Here is a 25,906-nt window from a genome sequence, read left to right as displayed (position 1 = left end):
AAATTTTTAGTTTGTAAAAATAGTAGCTTCCAATTGCGAGTCTGGGCTACTATTTTTTTGATATTTTATCTATAAGTAACACTATAAATGTTAATAGTGCTAATAAAAATAATCTACCAGTAAATAAATAGTAATTCATAAGTTAGTTAAATAGTAATTTGAATGGGGGGAACCATTTGTGAGTAAACATTCAGTTGAAGACAGTTTAAAAGCTTGGGAATTTAATGCCCAGTTTTGGGATAACTGCATGGGTGATGAGTCAAATCAATTTCATAGAGAAGTTGTAAAACCAAGAGTAAGTGAATTGCTTGATATTAAAGAAAATGATTTTATACTTGATATTGCCTGTGGAAATGGAAATTACTCTGCCTATATTGCAGAAAAAGGAGCAGATGTTGTTGCTTTTGATTACAGCTCAAAAATGATAACATTGGCAGAGAAAAGACAGTATAAGTACAATAATAAAATTGAGTTTCATGTTATAGATGCAACAAATAGAGATGAACTTCTCTCGCTTAAAAAGGATAAACCATATAGTAAAGTGGTATCTAATATGGCTATTATGGATATTTCAGATATATCTATTTTATTTCAATGTGTAAATTGCCTTCTTAAAGAAGATGGTATATTCGTATTTTCCACACAACATCCTTGTTTTGTGACTCTAACAGAGAAATATTTGTCTGCTAATAGTTATACTGGTGAGGCTATTTCAGGTCAGCCAGTATTACAATGTTATTATCATCGTTCATTACAAGACATATTTAATCTATGTTTTCAAAGTGGTTTTGTAATTGATGGTTTTTATGAAGAAAGCTTTGGAGTTAAAGAAAAACCAGATGTAATAATTGTTCGTGCAAGGAAATGCAATAGATAAATTCCAATTTGGAAGGGAGATTTTTGATGATAACTAAACACGTAATAGTAGAAGATTATAATCCAAAATGGAAAGAGAGTCTTGAAAGTATAAAAGATGAATTATTAGCAGTTTTATCTGGAAAAATTATTTCAATTGAACATGTAGGAAGCACATCTGTTGAAGGATTATCAGCAAAGCCAATTATTGATATATAAGTGAGCATAGATGCAATGCTAGTATAGCTAGTCATTTGATTTCTAGGAACAGATGGGGAAGACCAAAGGATAATAAGGAACACTTTGAAATATTATTTGATAATGGGATAATAGCTGAAGAAGATGTATTAATATATTTTAATATGGCTAAATTCAGGAATAGAATAGTGCATATGTATTTTGATATTAGTGATGAGATGATATATGATATTGTTCAAAATGATTTTGAGCGATTTGTTGGTAATATTGTAAAGAATGTTATATAAAATGATTTATATATGGATTCTATAAAGAGCTAAACTGATTTTTAATGAAATGGAACCTAGATGATGGACATACATAAAAAGTGTCTATTCCTATAGGTTCTTTTTTATACAGAGAGTTAATTCCTAATTTACACAAAATTATTTATTGTCCCTAATTATATAATTTTTTTATCCATTTCATTCTCCTTTAATGTTTGTTTGAGTTTTTAAATTTATAAAATAATTTTATTATATATTATAAATTATAAAAAAATTATTTTTATTGAAACAAAATTTAATATATAGGTATCATTATTAGTGTAAGGAGTGTGAAATGTGCAAGAAACAAATATTGAAAAATTAATTACTGACATATACAACAATACTTATGATGATGTATTAAGATATGTAGTATCAAAATGTAGAAGTAGTGATGATATAGCAGATATAATGCAAAATATATATTTGAATTTTTATAAAGCTTTAAAAAATAAAAGAGAAATAAAAGAATATAAAAAGTATTTAATAAGAATTGCAAGAAATGAAGTATATAAGCATTATGGATTATTAAAAATGTTTCAAAATCATATTCCAATATTTTCACTAAATGATGAGAAACAATTTAAAAACATTCAGGAGAATTTAAATATTGAATATAACTATGAAGAAGAAGCATTATGTGAGGAAATATGGGGGTATATAAAGAAAAAGGATATGCTTACTTTTAAGATATTTGTTTTATATTTTCAAAGTGATTTGAAAATAAAAGATATAAGTAAGAGCCTTAATGTAAGCGAGTCCACTGTTAAAAATAGACTGTATCGAACAATGAATAAAATAAATGAAGAATTTGAAATATAGGAGGGTGTATTTTGAATAAAGAGGATATAGTTAAAAAAGCAATTCACAAAGGATTAGAATCTAAAGAAGAAATATTACAGAATATTTTAAATGTAGTGAGAGAAGAGGAAAAAATAGAAAATAAAAAAATTGATTTAGAAATATTAATACTAGAATTAATTCAAAGAAAGGATATGTATGGATATGCAATAATTAAAGAATTAGGAATTAAGTCTAAGGATACATTTCTAATGCAAGAAGGTGAAATATATCCAATTTTACATTACTTAGAAAGAAATGCTTTATTAGAATCATACTGGATTCGTGAAAGTGATAATATAGATAAAAAATATTATAGATTAACTAGAAAAGGAAGAGGATATTTAAAATTTAGGGCTGAGGATACTAAAAACATTAAAATGTTAGAAAATATGGGAAAATTACAAAAGATAACATAAGTATATTTTAAAATAAGATACTTAAATAATAAAAAGTAGTTAAAGTGTTAATGTTTAATAAGTTAAAAATGAATGATAATCTGGTGAGGTGATGGAAAGATGAATATAAAAGATAGTGATGATATAAAAAAATATATTAATGATGTGTGTTCACAAGTAAAGAATAAAAGAATGCATAATGAAATAAGAGATGAACTAAGTGCACATTTAGAGGAAAAGACAAATGAATATATAAAATCAGGAGAAAAAAAAGAGAAGGCTTTAAAGAAAGCAATTAACGAAATGGGCTCTTCTAAACATGTAGGAAGTGAACTTAATATGCTACATAAGTCTAAGCCAGAATGGAGCATAATAGCGTTAAGTATTGGATTGGTATTATTTAGTGCTGTAATAATAAGGTTTTTTGAGTGGAATGTAGAACTTGAAAATAATCATATATCAAAGAATAATATTATATTTAGCATACTGGCCATATTTGTATTTATAATGTCATGCTTCATTGATTATAGGCAAATTAAAAAGTATTCAAAATATATTTATGCTATTGGTTTATTCTCTTTAGCTTATACTGTATTTTCAGGAATTCAAGGTTTTAATGGAGTAAGACAATGGTTACCAATAGGTGGATTAACTATAAATATTGGATATTTTGCACCAATAATAATAGTAATTGCTTTAGCAGGAATATATGATAAGTATGATTGGACTAATAAAAGAAAAATTATAATAGCTTTATTTTTAGGCTTATTACCATTGGTATTACTTGTCAGAACAAATTCACTATTTAGTTTTATTATTTATGGAATTTCATTGATTATATTAGTATATTTATCAAAATCAAGCAAAAAGATATTAGGATTATTTATTAGTATTGAAACATTAATTATGATTTTAAGCAAAATAGGTTTTGATACTATTTCAAATTTCATTGATAGAAGTAATAATATTAATGGATATGGATATATTTATAATCAACTTAAAATAATTAGAGATTCGTCAGTATTAATTGGAAGAGCTACTAACTTTGATAAAAATATTATTCCAGAGTTTTATATTGATTATATTCTTTCATATATAATATATAATTTTGGTTGGATAGTTGGAATTGTAATTATTACTTTAATTGGAGTATTAATAATAAGAATGATTAAAGTAGCAGTATGTGTAAAAAATACTTATGCTAAATCTTTAGTTTTAGGAGTTGTATCCATAATAACAATTCAATTTATTTGCAATGTATTAATGACTTTTGGAATTACTATAAGTGTGCATTCCCCTATGCCACTACCTTTTATAAGTTATGGAGGAACAAGTACCATTATAAACATGTTTATAGTTGGAATTATAATCAATGTATACAAAGGGAAAAATATATCTAAAATTGAAAAAATATAATGTTAGAATATGGAGTGAAAAGTAAAGAGACATTTAAGTTTAATGTGAAAAAATTTTAATAATATTATTTTTAAATAGCTTATTTAATATATATTTGATATTTTAATGTTATATTTTTATAAATTTTATAATTTATAAAATTTACTATTAATATTAGCAAATTTTAGCACGAGTATATATATGGAAATATTAATATTATATAGAAAACTATATTTATAATATTAACTATATATATTAGAAGGAGTTTAATAAGTTTGGTAATAAAAAATAGTATTGAATATTCTTTAGCAAAATTAACTTCTATTGATGAAAAAATAATAACTATGGGAATAGTTCAAAAATTCCAGAAAGATATTTTAATTATATGTGCTAATGAAAAAACGAAGTTAAAAGTTGGGGAAGAAGTTTTTATAAATATTTTTAATAATAATCAAGGTATCTCCATATACAATGGTATCATAAATAATATATTAAAAAATACTATAGTGGTTAAAAATATAAAGTTTTTACTAGATAAAGAAAGAAGAAATAACAATAGAATTATTGTAAATATACCTTTAAAAGTAGCTAAGATACGTAACATATGTGAAAACGTAATGCAGCTATCTAAACCTATTTTTATGACAAGTAAAAATTTAAGTATTAGAGGAATACTATTAGAGTGTGTTTTAGACATTCCAGAAGATATTAACTTTTTCATTGAATTACCTATAGAAGATAAAAAAATATATATAGAAACTATTACTAAAAGAAAATATGAAAAGGATAATTTATATTATTATGGATGTGAATTCATACTAAAAAATGCATCAGAAAATTATTTGTTAGAAAATTTTATACTTAAAAATTATAATACCAAATTTTTCAAATATTATCCAAAATAATTTTGAAATATATAAGTAAAATAAAATTTTATTATGAAATTTAGGACTATAAATTAAATATTTATGGTCTTTTTTTTGTGAATTTTTTGTATAAGTAAATAAATTTCAAATTAAGAATTCTTAAAGCCAAATTACAATACCACTTAATCTATTGCATATATCCACGCATATTTAAAACGTAGTCTTAATAAAAAATTAATATATTACAAGGGAATATTATGTAGTTAAAACATGTATTTAGTGTTAAAATATAACATAAAAGGGGATGAATAATATTGAATATTAAGAAGAAACTTACTATTGTTATATTTGCTGTTGCAATAATGTTTATTGGTATTCCAACAATGAATGTACAAGCTGCAAGTAATGATAATAAAATAATATCAGATAATGATGTAACAGTAAAAGAAGCTAAAAATTGGGCTAAATCTAAAGGTGCAACTAAGACCTTTATTGGTTTAGCAGATTTGTATTGGGAATATGCAGAGGATTGTGGTGATGTAAATCCAGCAATAGCATATGTACAATCAGCTAAAGAAACTGGATATGGTAATTTTACTGGTGTTTTAGATGAAAGTTATAATAATCCGTGTGGGCTTAAGACAGCAGCAGGTGGAGATGACAATGATAAAAATGCCCATGAAAAATTTGATAATTGGGATGAAGGAGTACAAGCTCACATGGATCACTTAGCATTATATGCAGGTGCCAAGGGATATCCTAAAAGTGACAGCTATGATCCAAGAAATTTTAGAACTATAAAAGGAAAAGCAAAAACAGTTAAAGAATTAAGTGGTGTTTGGGCTCCAAGTTCTACATATGGTAAAGAAGTAAATGCTCTTTATAATGATTTATTAAGATATTCTGGAGCGAAAGTAGAAGATAGTGATGATAAAGGTAATTCATCAAATGTATTACCTAATCCAGCAATTCCAGAGAATAAGCCTAGTTTACCCAATATAAATGAAGTTACTAATAATCAAAATAGTGATAATGTTAATATTTCATCTAATATTGGTTGGAAATATGCAAATGGATATTGGTTATATTATAAATTAGATAATACAAAGGCTAATGGATGGATAAATCCAGATGGAAATTGGTATTATTTAGATCAAAATGGATATATGAAAAATGGTTGGATAAACTTAAATAACACTTGGTATTACTTAAAAAGCTCAGGAGCTATGGCAAAAGGATGGCTTAACATTAATGGTACATGGTACTATTTAAAAGATAGTGGGGCTATGGTGAATGGACTTAATAAGATAAACAATAAAATATATTATTTTGATAATAGTGGTTCAATGAAAGTTGGTTGGGAAAAAGTCAATAATTATTGGTATTACTTCAGTTTAAGTGGAGATATGCAAATAGGTTGGTTAAATATTAATGGAACAAGTTATTATTTATATGACACTGGAGCCATGGCAAAAGGCTGGATTAATGTTGATAACAATTGGTATTTCTTAAATGATGATGGATCATTAGCAAAAGGTTGGATTTTAAGCAATGGAGATAATTATTATTTAGATGGAAATACAGGAAAAATGATAGTAGATAGTGTGATAGGTGGATATGTTATTGGTTTAGATGGTAAGAGATTGGGTTTATCTTCTGATAAAGAATCAAATAAGTATAATGATAAAAATAAAGACAAAGATATGAAGAAGGATAATGATAAAAATTCAGAAGAGAAAACAATAGTTATAGATGCAGGTCATGATTATGGAAAAGATTATGGATCTGAAAATAAAATCGATGGAACAACCTATAGTGAAACAGATTTAAATATACAAGTTGCATCTAAACTTAAAAGTGAATTAGAAGATAGAGGATTTAATGTAATAATGACAAGAAAAGCTAAAGAAAGACCATCTTATGGATCTTTAACAGCAAGTCTTTCTCATAAAACAGATACTGCTAATGATGAAAATGCCGATTTCTTTATAAGCATCCATCATAATTCAGCAGTAGAAACTGCTAAAGGGGTTGAGACTTATTATAGCACTGCACCTAAAGATGATAAGTATGGTGGGAATTTAGATTATAATAGACTTGAAAAAAGCAAAAAAATGGCTAAAGTTATAAATGATAGTATTGTAAAAGTCATAGATACTAAAAATCGTGGAGCTAAGAGTGATTCTGAACGTACATTATTTGTACTTAGAAATACTAATATGCCAGCAGTCTTAGTTGAAGTTGGATTTATAACCAATACTGAAGAAGCAGAGAGATGTGCAGATTCATATTATCAAAAGAAAGTTGCAAAGGCAATTGCAGAAGCAATTGATGAAAATTTTAATATAATATCAAATAAATAATATAACCTCATAAATAGTTTTAATCACAATAACTATTTATGAGGTTTTAATTAATTTATAAGTTCTATAGCTTTTTGAATCGAGTTATCATCTTTTAAATCTAAAGTTTTTGTAGCATCAATGATTATGTCTGGATCTGTTCTACATTCAAAATTGCAACTGCCATCAGCAGCTAATCCCATTTCTTTAGGAAACCTAAAGATATAACCACTATTAGGAAGAACTGCTATTGCAGGGTCAGAACCAATGCCATCTCCACCAGTTTTTTCACCTATTAATGTAGCAAACTTAGTATTTTTTGCAAAGCTTGCAAATGCTTCTGATGAAGAAAAAACATATTTATCTACTAGTAAATATATTTTACCTTTAAAATCAATAGGGTTTTTTGGTGAAATATTTATAGTGTCAGCAGAGTAATATTTAAAATCTTCTTTTAATTCTTTAGGAGGATTTGTTAGTTTTTCTTTATCTATATCAGAAATAGAATTAAAATTTTTATAGCCACCATTCCATCTACATTGAACAAATTCCTCAGTTAAATTTCCGCCTCTGTAAACTGTGTAATTTGAACTACTCAAAGGCTCATTTATTAAAGCAGGGACAAGATTGTCAGTCCAATAACGTGTATCTCCACCACCATTACCTCTTATATCTATAATTAATCCTTTATAGTCTTTTATTTCTTTTAAAAATGGAAGTATAATTTTAAAATCATTTTCTATATTAAAACTATTAAGTGATTTTATAGACAGATAAGCAGCTTTACCTTCTTCAAATATTTTAGTATTTATATTATCTTTTGTTATCTTATCTTTATTAGATGAAGATAAATCAGAATTTTTATCATTTGAATTAAAGGCATATCTTTGAAGCACTTTATGTTCATTTAATTTTTTTACCCATGCTTTATTAGATTTGCGATCTTGCTCATATAAAGCTTTAAGGCGAGAAAATCTTTCTTTGGAAATCATATCAGTATGTCCATTGTTAAGATCAGATAAAACTTTTTCTAATGTATTAAAAAAGTCTATATCATCAGTAGTATTTTTTATCATAGAAATATAATCATCCTTTTTGGATAACCAATCTAAATTATTCATTCTTTTGTTAACTTCAAAATAAGGATAGTTTTCTTCTAGAATTTTATACATATATTCAAAATCCTCTAATTTTTCTTCAGTACTTAATGGTTTTAAATTTTCAGTATTACTTAAAGTAGGAGTACTGGGACTACATCCTATTAAAAATAACATTAAGGTAGATAGAAGAATTGTAAATAGTCTTTTCATAAATTATTATCCTTTCAATAACTAAAATTAATATTTAAATAATATATAAATATTATACCTCTAAATTAAAATAATGTAAAAAATGGAATAAAATATAATATGTTGTCAATTTAAATGAATATGTTGACATTATCAATGTATATAAGCATTTAACAAAAATACAGTCTAAAATAAAGGAATATTTTCCTGTATAATATAATGTAGATAATTAAGGAAAAAATTTAGAAAGGAAATTTATATATTATGGATAAACAGTATATAAAAGAAAAAATATTTGAAGCTTGGGCTATTTCAATATGTTATATTAAATATCCTGAAAAAACTATGAAATATTTAAAGAGTAATGAATTAGATGATTTTACTTATAATAAAACTCTACAAAAAATTATAGAATCATATAGAGTTGATAAAGATGAAAAAAATATAATTAGAAATATGAAAAGAAGATAGAGTAGGAGAGTTTAATGATGGGTAGAATCTTTATGATACTAACTACAATAATAGCAATAATTATTATATTTTTAAGAAATCTTAATAGAAATGTTAGTATATATAAAAAAATCAAAAAAGTATTAAAGGAGACCAATAGAACGTACAGAAATTTATTTAAAGAAAAATCTTTATTACTTAGAAATGGTCAAATTATTATGTTAATAGGGGCAGAATTTTTTATAAGTATAACAGTATCAGTAGGTATAATTAAAAATTTTGACTTATTTTTAGCACATAGATTGGATTTATTAGTTAAATTGGTACTTATATTAGGAATAATAACTGTAATACATTATTCTGTTGGATATGTATTATTAATTATAAGTAGAATACATGCTATATTTCATAGAGTTGAAGACAAAACTACTAAGATAGACTTGCTTTTATCTTATTTTATATTAAGTTCATATTTTACTATATTAATATTGTTACCTGATGAATTTAAAAAGAATTACATAATAGGATTGTTAGGAGTTGTCATATGCTACATATTAAATTTAAAGGTACTTGTTAATGTTATAAGAAATCCAGCAACTCTTAAAATAAAGGAAGAAAATAGTTTTAATAGTATACTAGTGTCAGCTATATTAATAATTATACTTATAATAATAAATTTATTTTTAGGTGTTTGCTTTATAAATAGTATTTCACCAGATTCTTATACAAATGTAAGTGGTAATATTGATCTATTTTATTATACAATAATGACATTTACTACAATCGGTTATGGGGATATAGTGCCAGTTACAGTAGAAGCTAAACTTATGGCTGTGGTTATAGCTATAACGAGTGTAATATGTATAGGTATATTTTTAAGTACAATATTATCTTATACTAATAATAAAGGTGAGAATTGAGAGTGGAAAGTGGAGAGTAAATAAAAAAATTTTTTATTGGAATTTTAAAATATAATTTTTAAAGAAGATATTTAGGACTTTCAACCTGTAAATTCTCAACTCTCAACTAAAAAAAGGGCATAACGCCCTTTTTTTATACACATAATTTTATTTGATAGAGCCTTGAACGATTCCTTGAATAATTTGTCTTTGTACAAAGAAGTAAAAGATAATTATTGGGATAATAGCTAATATTAAAGCAGCCATTGCAAGTTCCCATTGTTTTGAGAAAGCACCAAAGAAATTATTCATAGCAAGTGGAATAGTGTTTATCTTACCATTGACAGTTAAGAATGGTAGCAAGAAGTCGTTCCATACCCATATTCCATTTAATACAGCTACAGTTACAGTAGTAGGTTTTAAAAGTGGAAGAATTACTTTAGTGAAAACTTTCCATTTACTACAACCATCTATGATAGCAGCCTCTTCAATTTCTTTAGGAATTCCTTTTATTACACCGTGGTACAAGAATATGCTCATACTTGATCCAAATCCAATATACATAAAGATTAATCCATAATGTGTACCTAACATGCTAAAATTAATGGAATCGATGCCTAAAATGCCCATCCATTTAACAAGTGGTAACATTACAGCTTGGAAAGGAACTACCATAGCAGCAACAAATAAGTAAAATATAATTTTACTGGCCTTAGATTCATTACGAACTAAAACCCAAGATGCCATTGAAGAAAATAAAATTATTAAAGCAACACTTATAACAGTTATTATGATAGAGTTGATGAAAGCACTAGTCATATGCATTCTATCAATAGCGTCTAAGTAATTGATAAAGTTCCATGTAGATGGTAAACCAGTTGTATTTACAAAGATTTCTCTTCTAGTTTTAAAAGAGTTTATAAACATTAAGTAAAAAGGAGTTAGATAAATTATTAATGCAATCCATGTTAGTATTTCTAATACGCCTAATTTACGGCTATATCCATTTAATGTTGATAATTTTTTGGCTTTTTTAGGTGAACTACTAGTGTTTTCTACAACATTTGTTTTCATTATGCTTCTACCTCCTTCTTTTTATTAAAGTACACTTGTGTTAATGAGACAGCAGTTACAAATATAAAGAAAATAATAGCCTTTGCTTGTCCTACGCCCATGTTGTTTACTAAAAAAGCTTCCCTATATATATTTAAAGATAACATTTCAGTTGTCTTTGCAGATGTTAAAGAGAAATTTAAATCAAACATTTTAAATGAATTAGCTAATGTTAAGAATAAACATACTGTAATTGCAGGTCTTACCATAGGAATTGTAATATGTTTGAAAGTTTGCAAGCCATTAGCTCCATCAATATGACTAGCCTCTAATAAATCAGTAGGTACATTTTCAAGGGAAGCAACATAAATAACCATTATATATCCAGCATATTGCCATGAAGCAACTATTAACATTGCAAACATTGCTGTACCAGGATTTTGTAATAGTGAAGTTCCTAAGAATGATGAACCTATGTTTTGGCCAATTGAAGTAAATACAGAGTTGAATAAAAATTGCCATATAAATCCTAAAATTAATCCACCTATTAAGTTTGGCATGAAGAAACCAGTTCTTAAAATATTCTTAGTTTTTAAATTTCTAGTAACTATATATGCTAGTCCAAACCCAATTAAATTAATAGTAATTACGCTTGCAATAGTATATAGAATTGTTATTTTAAATGAATAAAGAAATTGAGTATCTTTCCAAATACTTAAATAATTTTCAAATCCAACGAAACCATATTTTGGATTAGCACCATTCCAGTCTGTAAATGTGTAATAAATACCCATAAAGAAAGGGATTATTACTACCATGATAAGAGAGAACAAACATGGACCTATAAAAAGCCAAAAGTCTCTTTGTTCTTTACTATTCTTTTTCATATTTTCACTCCTTTGTAATAAAAATCACTATATATACAAATACAACTTATGTGTAATTAATGCTATATGTAATGATAAACATCCATAAGGTAAAGTAATCTCCTTATGAAGTTAATTTTTAGCTCTGTTTTAAATGTGTGTTAATATATGCAATAAGTTCAATTACTAAGTTCACTTTGCTTATGCATATATCAACACTCTGCTAAAACAGAGCTAAATTTAAAAAACATTATTTAGTAGCATCTTGTAATTGTTGAAGCATTTGATTTTTATCAATTTCTCCTCTGGCAAATTTAGAGAATACAGGTCCAATATTATTCATTGTGAATCCATCAGGAAGATTTGTGAATGCCCAAGGAATAGTCTTACCAGCTTTGTTGAATTCAACTATAGATTTAGCTAATTCATCTTCAGGTTCAACTGTGAAGTTTGTGAATGCAGGAATCATCTTCATATCTTTTACTAGAGAATTTTGTCCAGCTTCACTAGTTACCATCCAATTTAAGAAATCTTTAGCTTCTTTATTAACAGCTGAATCTTTATTAACAACCCAGTACATAGGTACTCCAACAGGAATACTTCCACTTATTTTTGGATCATTGTTAATTGCTAATGGAATAAAACCTTTAGGAAAGTTTGCGTCTAAGCCAGCTAAATCTTTACTAGTCCAGTTACCTTGATGTAAGAAAGCAGTTTTGTGTGATGCTCCAAAGTTACCAACTTGAGTAGTATAATCTATTGTATCTAGAGTAGCACCCCCGCCATATTTAACAAGTAATTCAACTAAGTTCATCCAATCTTTAAAATATTGATTATTAACAAAGTCAGCTTTTCCATCAATATAATCTTTAACAAATTGAGTAGGATTATCTTGTACTGCTAAAGGAATATTGAAAGTATGGTTACCAGTAACCCAAGTTTCTTTAGTTGTATAAGATACTACATTGTCTATTCCTAATTCAGCTTTCATAGAATCTAATTTTTCAAATGTAGCTTTTAATTTATCAAAAGTATCTATAGAAGCAGGATCTATTTCAGCTTTATCTAAGATATCTTTATTATACATTAATCCATAGCCTTCAGTTGCAGCAGGCATACCATAAACCTTACCATCAACTGTAACTGTATCTAATGTACCATGAACTGCATCTTTTACCCAAGGTTCAGTAGTTAATTCATCAATTTTATGTTGCCATACACCGTAATCTCCAGCACCTTGAATCATGAATATATCAGGTTCAGTACCTTTTTGGAATTCAGCTTTTAGTGCAGCACCATAATCAGCACCACCACCAACAGAAGTTATATCTACCTTAACACCTGTTTCATCTTCATATTTTTTAGCAAGTTCTTTTAATTGATCATTGATTTCAACTTTTAATTGAAACACTCTAACTGTTTTTCCTTTTCCATCCTTTTTAGCACTATTTCCAGCATTAGATGATGAACAACCAGCTACTGTACCTAATAGAAGTGAAGCTGCTAATACTGTTGATAATGTTTTTTTCATTCTTAATTTCATTTTGTACCCCTCCTATAAAATAGTTGACTATATAACCATATATGGAAACGATTCCGAAATACATGTTACTAAATTATATACGAATAATATTAAATATATGCCTATCTTTTTTACCTTTAATTTATATTTAACATTTGAATTCGTTTACTGTGATTAGAAAAATAAAAATATTAATAAAATATATCGGAAACGATTCCTAAAAACGATATAAGCTTGTACAAAAAACAATATAAATCGTTTTCTTGAATTAAGTATATCATCACATATTTTAATTTTCAAGTATTATACAAGGGAAAAATTTATTTTATTATAAATAAATTGAATAATTAAGATAAAATTCACAATTTAGAAAATATTGAAAAATATTAATTGAAAAAGTGGAATTACAATGATAATATAATAATTGGAAACGGTTCTAATTATTATATTATTTAAAATTTGATAAATTATACTTAAATAATTAGAAGGGAATATTACATGAGGAAAAATATATTTTATACAAAGAGTAAAAAAGAGAATTATAAAAAGAATATTGGGTTTTTAAAAAGTTTAAGTGTGAAAGTTAAATTAAGAGCTTCATATATAATATTATCTTTATTAATATTTTTAATAGCATTAATCTCTATTAAAAGCATAGATACTGTGAGTAGAAACTCTAGTAGAATCTACAATATAAATTTTAAAGTTATACAAACTATAGATAATATTAATTCAAATATAAAAGAACTTGATTCATATTTTATGAATATATTTATGAGTTCTGACACTAATGAGAGTTATAAATATTCTAATAAAATTAAAATATTATTACAACAAACAAATACATTTCTAGAAAATTACGAAAATATAAATACTTCAGAAATTGAAATAAATAAATTTGTACAATTAAAAGATGACATAAATAATCTGGAAAAGTATTCTTTAGATATATTAAATTTAATAGATTCTGGAAAAATAAATGAAGCAAATGAAATATATAATAAAGATATGCTTAGAATGAAAAATAACGTTTATGATTTATTAAAAACACTCATTAATTTATCTGAAAGTAATGCTGAAAAATGTGATGTAGAAAATAATAAAATATTTAAATCAGTTTCAATAATGACTATAATAATAGCTTTAATAGGATTAGCTACTTCATTTATATTAATATTTCTAATAGGCAGACTTATAATAAATCCTTTAAAGGAAATAGAAAATTTAGCAGAGAGAATGTCTAAGTATGATATTTCAGAAAATATAGATTTAAATAGTGAAGATGAATTTGGAATAACTGGAAAATTATTAAATAGATCTCAAGAAAATATTAGAGCTTTGATATCATTAATAATTAGAGAATCATATGATTTAAGCTCATTAAGTGAAGAATTATCTGCTACTGTACAAGAAGTAAATTCAAAAGTAGAATTGGTAAATACATCTACAGAGGATATAAATAATTCAATGAAACAAACTAGTAAAACTTATAGTGAAATAAATAATGCTATTAGCAATGTTAATAATAATATGGAAAAATTATATCATAAAGCAGAAGATGGTAATATTAATTCAAATAAGATTAAAAGTAAAGCAATTACAATAAAAAAAGATAGTGAAAAAGCACTAAATAATATATCCAATATATATTCAAATAAAAAAGCAGAAATTTTAAGTGCAATTGAAGATGTAAAAGTAGTAAATGAAATTAAAAAAATGGCTGATATAATAGATAATATTTCAGAGCAAACTAATCTTTTAGCATTAAATGCTTCAATTGAAGCTGCAAGAGCAGGAGAAGCTGGAAAAGGATTTAGTGTTGTTGCAAATGAAGTAAAAAGATTAGCTGAAGAATCATCAAATGCAGTAAGTACGATTAAAAATACTATAAATAAAGTTGAATTATCAGTTAATAATTTATTAGAAAGTAGCAATGATATATTGAGTTTTATAGGAAAAGATATAAATAAGAATTTAAATGACTATTCAGAAATAAGTAGTAAATATATTGAGGATGGTAATTTCATGAGTGATATGTCAAATGAATTAGCAATATTATCAAAAGAAGTAGATTCAAATATGGGAGAAGTAGGCAAGTCTATATATAACATAGGAATAGATAGTGATAAATCAGCTAAAAATATTGATAATATTAAAAATAGTATAAATGATACATCACTTGCAATGAAACAAGTTTTAATGGCAGCAGAAGAACAAGCTAATATAGCATTAAAAATTGATGAGCTTATTAAAAATTTTGTGGTTTAAATAAATAAAAATAAGTAGTTGATGTTGTGTTTTAGAGTGATAATGAAAGTATTTTATTAGTATAAGAGTAAATAAAAAAATAAGAGCAGTAATTAAATTGTAATGTTATAATAATATTATAAATTCAATATTTAATTAAGATAGGAGGTAAGTATATGGAAGAATATTTAGAATTTTTTGATGAATATGAGTCTGATAAAAAAAATTTTAATACAGCAGGATTATGTATAGAAACCAAGCATTATATGGTTAATGTAGATAATAAAATTAAGAATATTATTAAATTAATTCAAAATGATTCTTATTTTGTAATCAATAGACCTAGACAGTATGGAAAAACAACAATACTTAGTAGACTTGAAAAAATATTAAAAACTAGATATAAGGTTGTTAGTTTAGATTTTGAAGGATTAGGAAATGTATTTGAATCAGAGCAAAGTTTTTGTAGATATTTTATAAATCATATAAATTCTTCTCTTGAATTGGACTTACCTATAGTTTTTGAATTTTTAGATTTAATTAATATTATAAAGGAAATTACAAATGATACAGATATTATATTAATTATTGATGAGGTGGATAAAGCTTCAAATAATAAGTTATTTTTAGATTTTTTAGGAATGCTTCGATCATTATACTTATCAAGAGCTAAAGGAGATAGTAATACATTTAAATCTGTAATATTAGCTGGAGTTCATGATATTAAGAATCTTAAAATAAAATTTAGAGATGCTACAGATATAAAGTATAATTCACCTTGGAATATTGCAGTAAAATTTGATGTGGATATGAGCTTTAATGAATATGAAATAGGAACTATGTTAAGTGAATATTCAGATGAAAATAAGCTAAATTTTCATATAGAAAATTTAAGTAAGGAAATATATAAATTCACAAGTGGATATCCATTTTTAGTAAGTAGAATCTGTCAAATAATTGATGAAAATATATTAATAAATAGAGATACTACCTGGAATAAAATTCATATTCAAAAAGCTATAAAAATATTATTACAAGAAAATAATACATTGTTTGATGACTTAATAAAGAATATGGAAAATAACAATAATCTATATGAATACCTGTATAATTTACTTATTTTAAATGTAACATCTATTTTTAATATAGACAACCCAATTATAAATTTAGGGGTTATGTTTGGATATTTAAGTAAGGATGAAAATAATAATACTATTGTATCAAATAAGATAATAAGAGAAAGGATTTATAATTATTTAGTATCTAAAACTGATAGTAAGATAATGTCTAAGTACAATTTTAAAGATAACTTTATAACTGAAAATAATGGACTTCACATGGAAAAAATACTTTTAAGATTTCAACAGTTTATGAAAGAAAATTATAGCACAAGAGATACTGAATTTTTAGAAAGACAAGGAGTTTTACTATTTTTATCATTTATAAAACCAATAATAAATGGTGTGGGTTTTGACTATAAGGAAGTACAGATATCAGAAGAGAGAAGGCTAGATATAGTAATTCAATATAATCATAATAAATATGTTATAGAAACAAAAATATGGCATGGAGACATAGCACATCAAAAGGGATTAAAACAGCTTAAAAATTATTTAGATATAGAAGGTTTAGATAAAGGATATCTTTTAATATTTAATTTTAATAAAAATAAGGAATATATAAATGAAAAATATAGTATAGATAAAAAAGAAATATTTGAAGTTATAGTATAGAGATAGACTTGTTGAAGTCTATCTCTATTTTTTATAATATAAGGTTATAATAATAAAAAGAATATCAATTTAAATGGGGTGACAGTGATGAATTTTAGAAAATTAAAGATATTTTATGAGACAGCAACTGAATTAAATATGACCAGTGTAGCTAAGAAATTGTATATAAGTCAGCCATCTATAAGTCAAGCGATACATGAGATAGAAGATGAATTAGAAGTTAAATTATTTGATAGAATAGGTAAAAAACTTTATTTAACACATGAGGGAGAAATTTATTTAAACTATACAAGAAGAATACTTAATTTATATGATGAATCTATAAGAACTATTAATGACATAAATACAAATGAAAAGGGTAAGATAAAAATAGGTGCTAGTACAACTATTGGAATATATATACTACCGGATATAATAAAAGGATTTCTTAAAGAGCATAGTGGAATAGAAATTTCTCTAGCAATAGATAATACTTCCAATATAGAAAAAATGATATTAGAAAATAAAGTTGATTTTGCTTATATTGAAGGAACAACTAATTTAGATGAAATAGTTCAATCGAAAATATGGGAAGATGAACTTATATTTATATCTAGTTTAAATCATCCTTGGACTAAAAAAGAAATGTTAAGTAAAAAAGATATAATAAAAGAAAAACTTATAATGAGAGAACAAGGAAGTGGCACAAGAGAAATAATAGAATCATATTTAAAAAACAATAAGATAGATTATAGGATTTTTATGGAACTTGGTAATACTGAAGCAATTAAAAAAAGTGTGGAAGCTAACTTAGGAGTTAGTTGTTTATCTTCTAGAAGTGTAGACGAAAAAATCAAAAGTGGATGTTTAAAAGGGTATAGGTTAAAAGAAGGAAAAATAAAGAGAGATTTAAGACTTATACATCATCGTGATAAATTCCTAAGTAAAAATATGAAGAATTTTATAAGTTATTCATTAAAATAATATATAAGTAAAAGACTATTAATATCATATTATAATAAGTATTTCATTTTCAATCTCAAATTTATTATAATTAACTCGAGCAAAAGAAAGCTGTTGAAAAAACAGTGATTTAGAGGTGATTGTTAATGAAAGAAAAAATAATAGATATTATCCCAGGACTTTTAATATGCATAATTATAGCAATACTCGGAAAAATATTAGGTAGTTTTTTTCCTTCTATTGGCGGAGCGAGTTTTTCAATAATTTTAGGAATTATTTTAGGAAATACTATATTTAATAAACCTAAATATAATAAAGGTTCTCAGTTTTCAGAAAAAGACCTTTTATCATATTCAATAGTACTTATGGGATCAACAATAAGCTTTATGGAAATAAAATCACTTGGATTTAGAGGAGTTTTATTTATAGCAATCCAAATGACTTTTACAATATTACTTACATATTTTGTTGGAAAAAAATTAGGATTTTCTAAAAAATACTCATTACTTATGGCATCTGGAAATGCGGTATGTGGATCATCTGCAATAGCAGCAGTAGCACCAACAATTAATGCAGATTCTAAAGATAAGGCAATTTCAGTAACTATTGTAAACTTAACTGGTACAATATTAATGTTTGTAATTCCACTAATTACAATGGCAATATATAAAAATAGTTTAATACAAACATCAGCAATGATTGGAGGAATTTTACAATCAGTTGGTCAAGTAATAGCGTCAGCTAAATTTATAAACGAAGATATTGTTACGTTAGCAACCATATTTAAAATAATAAGAATAATATTTTTAGTTGTTGTAGTTATTGCATTCTCTAGAATTAAAGTTGATGAAAATGAGAATATGTCAGAAAAAGCAATAATTGAAAGAGAAAAGAAAGCTAAAGTTAGTGTGCCTTGGTATATAATAGGATTCTTCATCTTTTGCATAATAAATAGTTTAGGTTTTGTACCAACTTCAATTCAAAAAGTATTTAAATTAATAAGCAGTAATTTTGAAATCATTGCACTAGCTGCAATTGGTATGCGAGTTAAGTTTGAAGATTTAATAAAAGAAGGACCAAAATCAATGATGTATGGATTAATAGTTGGAAGTTTTCAAATAATATTTGCTCTTACATTAATAAGATTTGTACTTTAAAAATAATACATATGTGAATTTAATCAGTAAAAACAAATTAAGATATTTTATTAAAAATATAAAGCAAAAAAACTAATAATTTTTATTTAAAGTTATTAGCTATTTTACATTAATATGATAGACGACTTAAGAGAATGATATAAATTAAAATATATCAGAACTATATAAAGTTGTATATATAATATAAGTAATGTATAATATTTATAAAATTTATTTAGATAAAAGATTAAAAATCATAGTGCTTTTAATCTTAGTATTCCTAAGTTCAATTACTTAGTTCACTTTGCTTATTCATATATCAACACTTTTCTAAAGTAGAGTTTAATTAAAAAAATGGTGTAAACAGCTTTACACTATCATCTAAAACAAGGGGGCAATTAAATGGAAAAAATAAAAATGTCTAATCCATTAGTTGAAATTGATGGAGATGAAATGACAAGAATAGTTTGGGGAATGATAAAGGATGAGTTATTAAATCCATTTATCGAATTAAATACAGAATATTATGATTTAGGTTTAGAAAATAGAAATGCAACAGATGATAATGTTACAGTACAAGCAGCAGAAGCAATAAAAAAACACAGAGTAGGAGTAAAATGTGCAACTATAACTCCAAATAGCGCAAGAGTGAAAGAATATAATCTTAAAGAAATGTGGAAAAGTCCAAATGGAACTATTAGAGCTATTTTAGATGGAACAGTATTTAGAGCACCTATTATAGTTGATGTAGTTAAACCTTACGTTAGAACTTGGAGTAAACCAATAACAATAGCTAGACATGCTTATGGTGATATATACAAAGCATCTGAAATGAAAATAGAAGGTAAAGGTAAATGCGAACTTGTATTTACAGCTGAAGATGGTGAGGAAAAGAGAGAGCTTATACATAACTTCAATGATGAGGGTATTGTTATGGGGATGCATAATATAAATAAATCAATTAAAAGCTTTGCAAGAAGTTGTTTTAATTATTCAATAGATTTAAAACAAGATTTATGGTTTGGAGCTAAAGATACAATCTCAAAAAAATATGACCATACTTTTAAAGATATATTTGAAGAGATTTATGAAAATGAATATAAAGAAAAGTTTGAAGCACTAGGTATAAAATATACTTATATGCTTATAGATTCAGCAGTGGCAAATGTAATAAAATCACATGGTGGAATGATTTGGGCTTGCAAAAATTATGATGGTGATGTTATGAGTGATATGATTGCAGCAGCATTTGGATCAATAGCTATGATGACATCAATACTAGTTTCACCAGATGGAAATTATGAATATGAAGCGGCTCATGGAACAGTTCAAGATCAGTATTATGATCACTTGAATGGGAAAGAAACTTCAACTAATTCTATAGCAACAATATTTGCATGGAGTGGTGCACTTAGAAAAAGAGGAGAGCTAGACAATAATAAAGCATTAATTGATTTTGCAAGTAAGCTTGAAGCTGCATCTTTAAAAACAATAGAGAACGGAATAATGACAGGTGATTTAGCAGCAATTGCAATTCATGATAATATAAAAAAGGTTAATACCTTTGAATTCATAAAAGAAATAAGAAAGAACTTAGAAATAAGTTTATAATAATGTGGGGATACATACCTTATAGAGGAATGTATCCCTTTATAGTTATATAAATAATATCTAAGGTGGTAAAACAGCACCTTAGATATTATTTTTTTATTAAAACAAGATAAAAGATACTCTAATACTCCACAAATTTTAAACTTATTTAAGAATTTTAATACTAAAGATTTGAATTTAGTAAGAGCAGATAATATTGAAGATAATAACCTTCTTTATGTTAAATCAGCACAAGGAATTGAGTATTTGGATATTCTTTATACCCCAATGTTTTTAGTTTCAGAAGACTTGCAAAAGATATTATCAAAATATAATTCTAATATAATTTTTAAAATGATTGCATTAACTGATTATAAAAAATTAGAGCAACATATTTATTATTTGCCTATATTTGAAGAAGTACAAGCTTTGAGCGAAGAATCAGAATTCAATTTAAATAAAAGTGTAGTTAAAAAAATAGTGTTAGATGAAAATAAAATTAAAAATAAGAAAATATTTAAAGTTAAAGAAAGTGAGCAAACTTTAATCGTTGTTAGATTAGATGTAGCAGAGAGTATATTAAGACGTAATTTTAATGGAATTTTATTAGAAAAATTAGAAGTGAAAAATAAATAATTAATGGAGGTGAGAGCATGGCAGTTTACTATATAGTAAGAGGAGCAAAAATGAAGTGCAATAAAGGAAGTAATGAAAGAAAGATAAACATTCCTGTAAGTCATGGAAGTTATGCAAATGGTAATCCAATATTAAATAAAAAGGACAATACAGAACAAAATATAAGTTATTTTGGAGTATGCGAAGAAAAGGGATGCTTTGTAGAAAAAACTGAAATAACAGTAATAGATAAAGATGGAAATATAAAAACTGGGATAAAGTGTGTACCACAAATAGTTCATGATTGGATAAAAACTAAAGGTGATACTATAGTAGAAGGCGAACCAGCACTTACAACAGATTCAGTAATATATTGCTGTCGTGGCGGTAATATAACTTTTGTAACTAGTGGACAAGAAGGTTAATAGCAAGGAGGTGACTTGAGTTATTATGGAAGCAACAAAAAAACTAAAAGTAGAATGTCCATATGAAATACTTAAAATAGAAGATATTAAAATTTTCTGCAAACCTAATGAACATGGAAAAGTATATTTAAAATGCTTAATAGATGATAGCGTAAATTTTAAGTATTCTATAGAAGCTTCCACAAATGATAAAATATGTGTTTATGAAGAAATAGAAAACACAGACTTAAATAATAATGAAAATACATCAAATGAAGAAAAAAGAACAATAATATTTAATGGAATAATAGAGAATATTAAAACAACTAATATTAATGGAATATATTATTTAGAATTAGAAGGTTCATCTAGTAGCTCATTACTTGATATTGAAAAAAGGACAAGATCTTTTCAAGATATAAATATGAGTTATGATGAATTAATAAATGAAATCCTAAAAAATTATGAAGGATATGGATTTGCTCAATGCATGAATAGACCTATGAGTATTGAAAAGCCACTCTTTCAATATAAAGAAACAGATTATGAATTTTTAAAAAGAATAGGAAGTTATCTAGGTTTAGAACTAATCTGCGATGTAGTAAATACAAATAATATAATTTATTTTGGAAAGCCTAGCTTAAAATTTTATGCTTTAAATAATGAAATTAATTATAAGGCAAGTAAAGATTTAGAAAAATATTATAAAGTCTTAACTTTAGGAATTGATTTCCATGATACAGATTTCTTTTATTATGAAGTAATGCTTAGAGAAAAAATGGACATTGGAGATTTAATAAAATTTAAAGAAAGAGATTTTTATATAAACCAATATTATGGACAAATGCATAATAGGGAATTAATATATAAATATAGGTTTTGTAGAAAAAATGGAATTTGGCAAGAAAAAATATATAATGAAAAATTAAGTGGTATATCCATAGAAGGAAAAGTTCTTGCAGTAGATGGAGAAAGGGTAAAGCTTCATTTAAATATAGATGAAACCCAAGATATAAGCAAGGCATCATGGTTTAAGTATGCTCCACCAACAGGAAACATAATGTATGCAATGCCAAACATAGGAGAAAGCGTAATGCTCTATTTTCCTAACAGATATGATGAACCTATTGTAACTGGATGTGTAAGAAAAAATGGAAGTAGCTGCTCTAAAATATCAAATACAAATAATAGATACTTTTCAACTGAAAGTGGAAATAATTTAGACATATTACCAGGAGCTATTAATTTCTATACAGGTGGAATGAATGTCAACTTAAATGATGAAAATGGAATTAATATAAGCAGTTCAGGAAATTTAAGCTTAGGAGCATCAGGTGGAATAAGCTTAAGTGGAGGAAGTGTATCCATAAGTGGAAGTAATAAAGTATTAGTTCAAAAAAACAAATCAAGCTATATTTCACTTGAAGGAGAATGCTATAATCAAAGTAATGCAGTATACGAAAATGGAAGCTGTAGAGACACATAAATGGAAGCTGTAGAGACACATATGAAGCATTTACAGATGATGATCCACAAAATGGAGTAGCTGAGGCATTAGAAGAACAAATGAAAATGAATGAAGCTGCTTTATTAGCAGCGGCTGATGGAGCTAATGCAGTTGTGAATAGCACAGGTGATAGTAAAACAGAAGGAGATTTACCACAATATAATAAAGAGAAAAATTATAATGAAGGTGACAGGGTAAAAGTAAATTTAAATGGTAAAGATTTTCCGGCAACTATGAAACCTAAAAAAGACGGATCACTATATGCAGCAGTAGATGATTATGGTGAGTTTATAAAAGCTGGAGAAGAATCATATGAAAAAGCGAAGCCAACAGAACAGTTGGTAGGAGCTGCTGTTACAGATGTACATGCAGAATTGCTAATTGAACCATTAAAATGGTTACCTATGGGTGCTAGATGGTTTGGAGAGAAAACAGGACTTGGAGACGAAAATACCTATAAGGAAAATACTGAAAGTATAGAACGTATAACTGAACTTCAAAAAGGAGTACATAAGTTTTTTAAGAATCTTTCAGGTGATGAAAGAGCATTTGAAGGATTTACAAATATTTATGAAAATACATTAATATTGTCAGGAGGCATTTCTTTACTAATTGGAGCAGCTAAAGGATCAATTGCATTATCAAAAAGTAAAAAAGTAAAAGAACTTATAGATAAATTAAAAGGCACTAAAGTATGTAGTAAAACTGCAAATAAAATTGATGATTTTGAAAATGAATTAAATAGGATAATAAAACCAAATGAAGGTGGAAGTGTAAATAATGGGGTGGCTGAAGCTGAAAATGTAGTTACTGAAGCTGATAGAATAAAGCAATTTAATTTAAATAATTGTAGAGAACAAATAACGAATACTTTAAAAAAATATAGAAAAGAATTAATAAATAATGAAGATGTACAGGATATAAGTAAAATTTGTTCGACTGTGGATTTGGGAGATTTAAACTTAAAAGGTGAAGCTGGAAGTGGTATCTGGAAATATAACCCAACAATAAAAGATTATACAGGAGTTGATCCTAGAGAATTTTGTAAAACAACTGAGGATTATACTAAATATTATAGAAGTTTATTATCAGATGAGTATTTAGAAAGTTTACCTGATAGCTTTTGGATTGGAAAAAATAAAGAGTTTGTTAAAGAAGATATGGCTAAATTAAGAGCTGATATTGAAAGAGTTAAAAGTGAAGCTGCAGATAAAGGTAAATTTAATGTATATGGCGAACCGAGTTTTAAATCTGACTGGAATGTTGATAATTGTGCAGAGATTTGGAGTTCAAGAGATGCAATTTTAAAAGGTGCAAGATATGATGATTTGGTTTATCGTACAGAAAATTTAAGTGGTGGATTTGCGGAACCTTGTAAAAATTGCAGGAAAACATTTAAAGGAACTTACAACATTGATTATTAGGAGGTATTTAAGATGGAAATATCAAATAAAACAATAGAAGTATTAAAGAATTCAGGATGGTATGAGGGAAGAAAAATAGATATATCAGAAAATGTAAAATTTCTTCAAGAAAGAGGATTTGAAGTGTTAGAGAGTGCTAAAAGGTTTATGGAGGAATTTGGCGAATTAAAAATAAATGTTGAAGAGATTGATGAGGATGGAACTACAGATGTATCTAAGCATAGTACTTGTATTAAGGAAACAATAGGAGTGTTAAATAGCTTACACTTTAGTTTGGAGGAATATGTAAATGAGAAAGTTATGCTTATAGGTTCGCTTTATGATTTTGAGATAAATTTATATATATCTGAGTCTGGAAGAATATTCAAATCGATAGGTTGGGTAGGAGATAGTGTTTGGGAAGCATTAGATAATATTGTTAATGAAAAAGGAACAATAATTTGGGATAAATTCAATGAGTAACAATGTTTTACTCAATACAAAATTATGTATAATAAAATACTTGAAGAGTGTGGAGACGAATCAGTTGCTTATTCAAAATATTATGAAAATACATTAACTGAAAGTTATATAAAAAATACATTAACAGATGAGTATTTCACAAGTAAAGGTCTTAGAAAAGATGATGTCATTTCTGAAATGAAGAAATTGACAGATGCCATTGAAAATACTAAGAATGAGGCTAGAATATCTGGAAAATTTAGTGAAATTACTGGGCAACCTTCTTTTCAAGATTGGAATGTAGAGAATTGTGCAGAAGTATGGAGTATTAGAAAAGCAATATTAAATGGTGCTAAATTTAATGATATTAGCTTTAAATGTTTAGAAACTACTTGGGGAAATTATGCTAAACCATGCGAAAATTGCAAAAGAACATTTGGAAAATTAAATAATGTAGGAAAGGTGAAATAATATGTTGGAAGAAAAAGTAAAAAATATTAACAAGAGCAGGTTGGATTGAAAATCAAAAAGCAAATATAACAAATAGAGTTAAAATACTTGAAAGTGAAGGATATGAGGTATTTGAGGC

The 25,906-nt window shown here is 25.9% G+C and carries 23 protein-coding genes and 2 pseudogenes; 21 read left to right on the top strand and 4 right to left on the bottom strand.

Translation table 11 applies throughout. The features are described from left to right. Positions 1-178: 178 nt before the first annotated feature. The 8 genes and pseudogenes from NG901_RS08430 to NG901_RS08395 all read left to right on the top strand — a co-directional run bounded on the left by NG901_RS08430 (position 179) and on the right by NG901_RS08395 (position 7,220). Positions 179-877 carry a class I SAM-dependent methyltransferase gene (locus NG901_RS08430; RefSeq protein WP_434062231.1) on the top strand — a complete coding sequence of 233 codons (699 nt, stop codon included), beginning with the start codon at positions 179-181 and terminating at the stop codon, positions 875-877. A 26-nt stretch (positions 878-903) separates the two neighbouring features. Continuing rightward, positions 904-1,071: pseudogene (locus tag NG901_RS08425) on the top strand (GrpB family protein); the annotation flags it as partial. 38 nt (positions 1,072-1,109) lie between these two features. Then, positions 1,110-1,340, top strand: a complete 231-nt coding sequence (gene hepT / locus NG901_RS08420; RefSeq protein ID WP_252213580.1) for a type VII toxin-antitoxin system HepT family RNase toxin — start codon at positions 1,110-1,112, stop codon at positions 1,338-1,340. 315 nt (positions 1,341-1,655) lie between these two features. Then, positions 1,656-2,180 carry an RNA polymerase sigma factor gene (locus NG901_RS08415; RefSeq protein ID WP_252213578.1) on the top strand — a complete coding sequence of 175 codons (525 nt, stop codon included), beginning with the start codon at positions 1,656-1,658 and terminating at the stop codon, positions 2,178-2,180. An 11-nt stretch (positions 2,181-2,191) separates the two neighbouring features. Further along, positions 2,192-2,617, top strand: coding sequence for a PadR family transcriptional regulator (locus tag NG901_RS08410; RefSeq protein ID WP_252213576.1), 426 nt, complete (start codon positions 2,192-2,194; stop codon positions 2,615-2,617). Between the two features lie 99 nt (positions 2,618-2,716). Further along, a complete protein-coding gene (locus tag NG901_RS08405; RefSeq protein ID WP_252213574.1) occupies positions 2,717-4,012 on the top strand; it encodes an FtsW/RodA/SpoVE family cell cycle protein in 1,296 nt (431 codons plus the stop codon). Between the two features lie 254 nt (positions 4,013-4,266). Further along, complete coding sequence (locus NG901_RS08400; protein WP_252213572.1) at positions 4,267-4,896, top strand: PilZ domain-containing protein; 630 nt, start codon at positions 4,267-4,269, stop codon at positions 4,894-4,896. 275 nt (positions 4,897-5,171) lie between these two features. Then, positions 5,172-7,220 carry an N-acetylmuramoyl-L-alanine amidase gene (locus NG901_RS08395; RefSeq protein ID WP_252213570.1) on the top strand — a complete coding sequence of 683 codons (2,049 nt, stop codon included), beginning with the start codon at positions 5,172-5,174 and terminating at the stop codon, positions 7,218-7,220. 50 nt (positions 7,221-7,270) lie between these two features. Here NG901_RS08395 and NG901_RS08390 read toward each other — a convergent pair whose 3' ends face one another. Further along, positions 7,271-8,509: a S41 family peptidase gene (locus NG901_RS08390; RefSeq protein ID WP_252213568.1), complete on the bottom strand. Its 1,239-nt coding sequence runs from the start codon at positions 8,507-8,509 to the stop codon at positions 7,271-7,273. A gap of 267 nt (positions 8,510-8,776) precedes the next feature. On the opposite strand from NG901_RS08390, the pseudogene NG901_RS08385 reads away from it, so the two are divergent. Together NG901_RS08385 and NG901_RS08380 are read left to right on the top strand one after the other, a co-directional pair. Further along, positions 8,777-8,959, top strand: a pseudogene (locus NG901_RS08385) (DNA alkylation repair protein); the annotation flags it as partial. A 14-nt stretch (positions 8,960-8,973) separates the two neighbouring features. Then, positions 8,974-9,858 (top strand): potassium channel family protein, encoded by an 885-nt coding sequence (locus NG901_RS08380; protein WP_252213566.1) that lies wholly within the window; start codon positions 8,974-8,976, stop codon positions 9,856-9,858. A 147-nt stretch (positions 9,859-10,005) separates the two neighbouring features. On the opposite strand, the gene NG901_RS08375 is transcribed toward NG901_RS08380, so the two are convergent. The 3 genes from NG901_RS08375 to NG901_RS08365 form a co-directional block, all read right to left on the bottom strand. Further along, positions 10,006-10,911 carry a carbohydrate ABC transporter permease gene (locus NG901_RS08375; protein WP_252213564.1) on the bottom strand — a complete coding sequence of 302 codons (906 nt, stop codon included), beginning with the start codon at positions 10,909-10,911 and terminating at the stop codon, positions 10,006-10,008. Then, on the bottom strand, positions 10,911-11,777 hold the full coding sequence (locus NG901_RS08370; protein ID WP_252213562.1) for a carbohydrate ABC transporter permease: 867 nt from the start codon (positions 11,775-11,777) through the stop codon (positions 10,911-10,913). The genes NG901_RS08375 and NG901_RS08370 overlap by 1 nt, the downstream gene beginning before the upstream one ends. A 229-nt stretch (positions 11,778-12,006) precedes the next feature. Further along, positions 12,007-13,299 carry an ABC transporter substrate-binding protein gene (locus tag NG901_RS08365; RefSeq protein WP_252213560.1) on the bottom strand — a complete coding sequence of 431 codons (1,293 nt, stop codon included), beginning with the start codon at positions 13,297-13,299 and terminating at the stop codon, positions 12,007-12,009. Between the two features lie 477 nt (positions 13,300-13,776). Between NG901_RS08365 and NG901_RS08360 the strand changes: the two genes are divergently transcribed. The 11 genes from NG901_RS08360 (at position 13,777) to NG901_RS08310 (ending at position 25,788) form a co-directional block, all read left to right on the top strand. Beyond that, on the top strand, positions 13,777-15,546 hold the full coding sequence (locus tag NG901_RS08360) for a methyl-accepting chemotaxis protein (protein WP_252213558.1): 1,770 nt from the start codon (positions 13,777-13,779) through the stop codon (positions 15,544-15,546). Between the two features lie 155 nt (positions 15,547-15,701). Then, complete coding sequence (locus NG901_RS08355; RefSeq protein WP_252213556.1) at positions 15,702-17,258, top strand: GxxExxY protein; 1,557 nt, start codon at positions 15,702-15,704, stop codon at positions 17,256-17,258. Positions 17,259-17,345: 87 nt separating this feature from the next. Continuing rightward, on the top strand, positions 17,346-18,221 hold the full coding sequence (locus NG901_RS08350; RefSeq protein ID WP_252213554.1) for a LysR family transcriptional regulator: 876 nt from the start codon (positions 17,346-17,348) through the stop codon (positions 18,219-18,221). Between the two features lie 125 nt (positions 18,222-18,346). Continuing rightward, complete coding sequence (locus NG901_RS08345; protein ID WP_252213552.1) at positions 18,347-19,357, top strand: YeiH family protein; 1,011 nt, start codon at positions 18,347-18,349, stop codon at positions 19,355-19,357. A gap of 381 nt (positions 19,358-19,738) precedes the next feature. Beyond that, positions 19,739-20,947: an NADP-dependent isocitrate dehydrogenase gene (locus NG901_RS08340; protein ID WP_252213550.1), complete on the top strand. Its 1,209-nt coding sequence runs from the start codon at positions 19,739-19,741 to the stop codon at positions 20,945-20,947. An 87-nt stretch (positions 20,948-21,034) separates the two neighbouring features. Then, entirely contained in the window at positions 21,035-21,562 is a 528-nt protein-coding gene (locus tag NG901_RS08335; protein WP_252214017.1) for an imm11 family protein, read from the top strand. Between the two features lie 17 nt (positions 21,563-21,579). Beyond that, complete coding sequence (locus NG901_RS08330) at positions 21,580-21,966, top strand: DUF4280 domain-containing protein (RefSeq protein ID WP_252213548.1); 387 nt, start codon at positions 21,580-21,582, stop codon at positions 21,964-21,966. A gap of 25 nt (positions 21,967-21,991) precedes the next feature. Next, complete coding sequence (locus NG901_RS08325; protein ID WP_252213546.1) at positions 21,992-23,431, top strand: late control protein D; 1,440 nt, start codon at positions 21,992-21,994, stop codon at positions 23,429-23,431. Positions 23,432-23,511: 80 nt separating this feature from the next. Beyond that, positions 23,512-24,876, top strand: a complete 1,365-nt coding sequence (locus NG901_RS08320) for a hypothetical protein (RefSeq protein WP_252213544.1) — start codon at positions 23,512-23,514, stop codon at positions 24,874-24,876. Between the two features lie 12 nt (positions 24,877-24,888). After that, positions 24,889-25,338: an SUKH-3 domain-containing protein gene (locus tag NG901_RS08315; RefSeq protein ID WP_252213542.1), complete on the top strand. Its 450-nt coding sequence runs from the start codon at positions 24,889-24,891 to the stop codon at positions 25,336-25,338. Positions 25,339-25,362: 24 nt separating this feature from the next. Next, positions 25,363-25,788: a hypothetical protein gene (locus NG901_RS08310; RefSeq protein WP_252213540.1), complete on the top strand. Its 426-nt coding sequence runs from the start codon at positions 25,363-25,365 to the stop codon at positions 25,786-25,788. The last annotated feature ends 118 nt before the right edge of the window (positions 25,789-25,906 follow it).

Origin of the sequence: Clostridium sp. CMCC3677, assembly GCF_023845585.1 — a bacterium.
Classification (GTDB): domain Bacteria; phylum Bacillota; class Clostridia; order Clostridiales; family Clostridiaceae; genus Clostridium; species Clostridium aquiflavi.
Note: the sequence above shows the minus strand (reverse complement) of the source record. Positions and strands in the feature narration are given on the sequence as shown.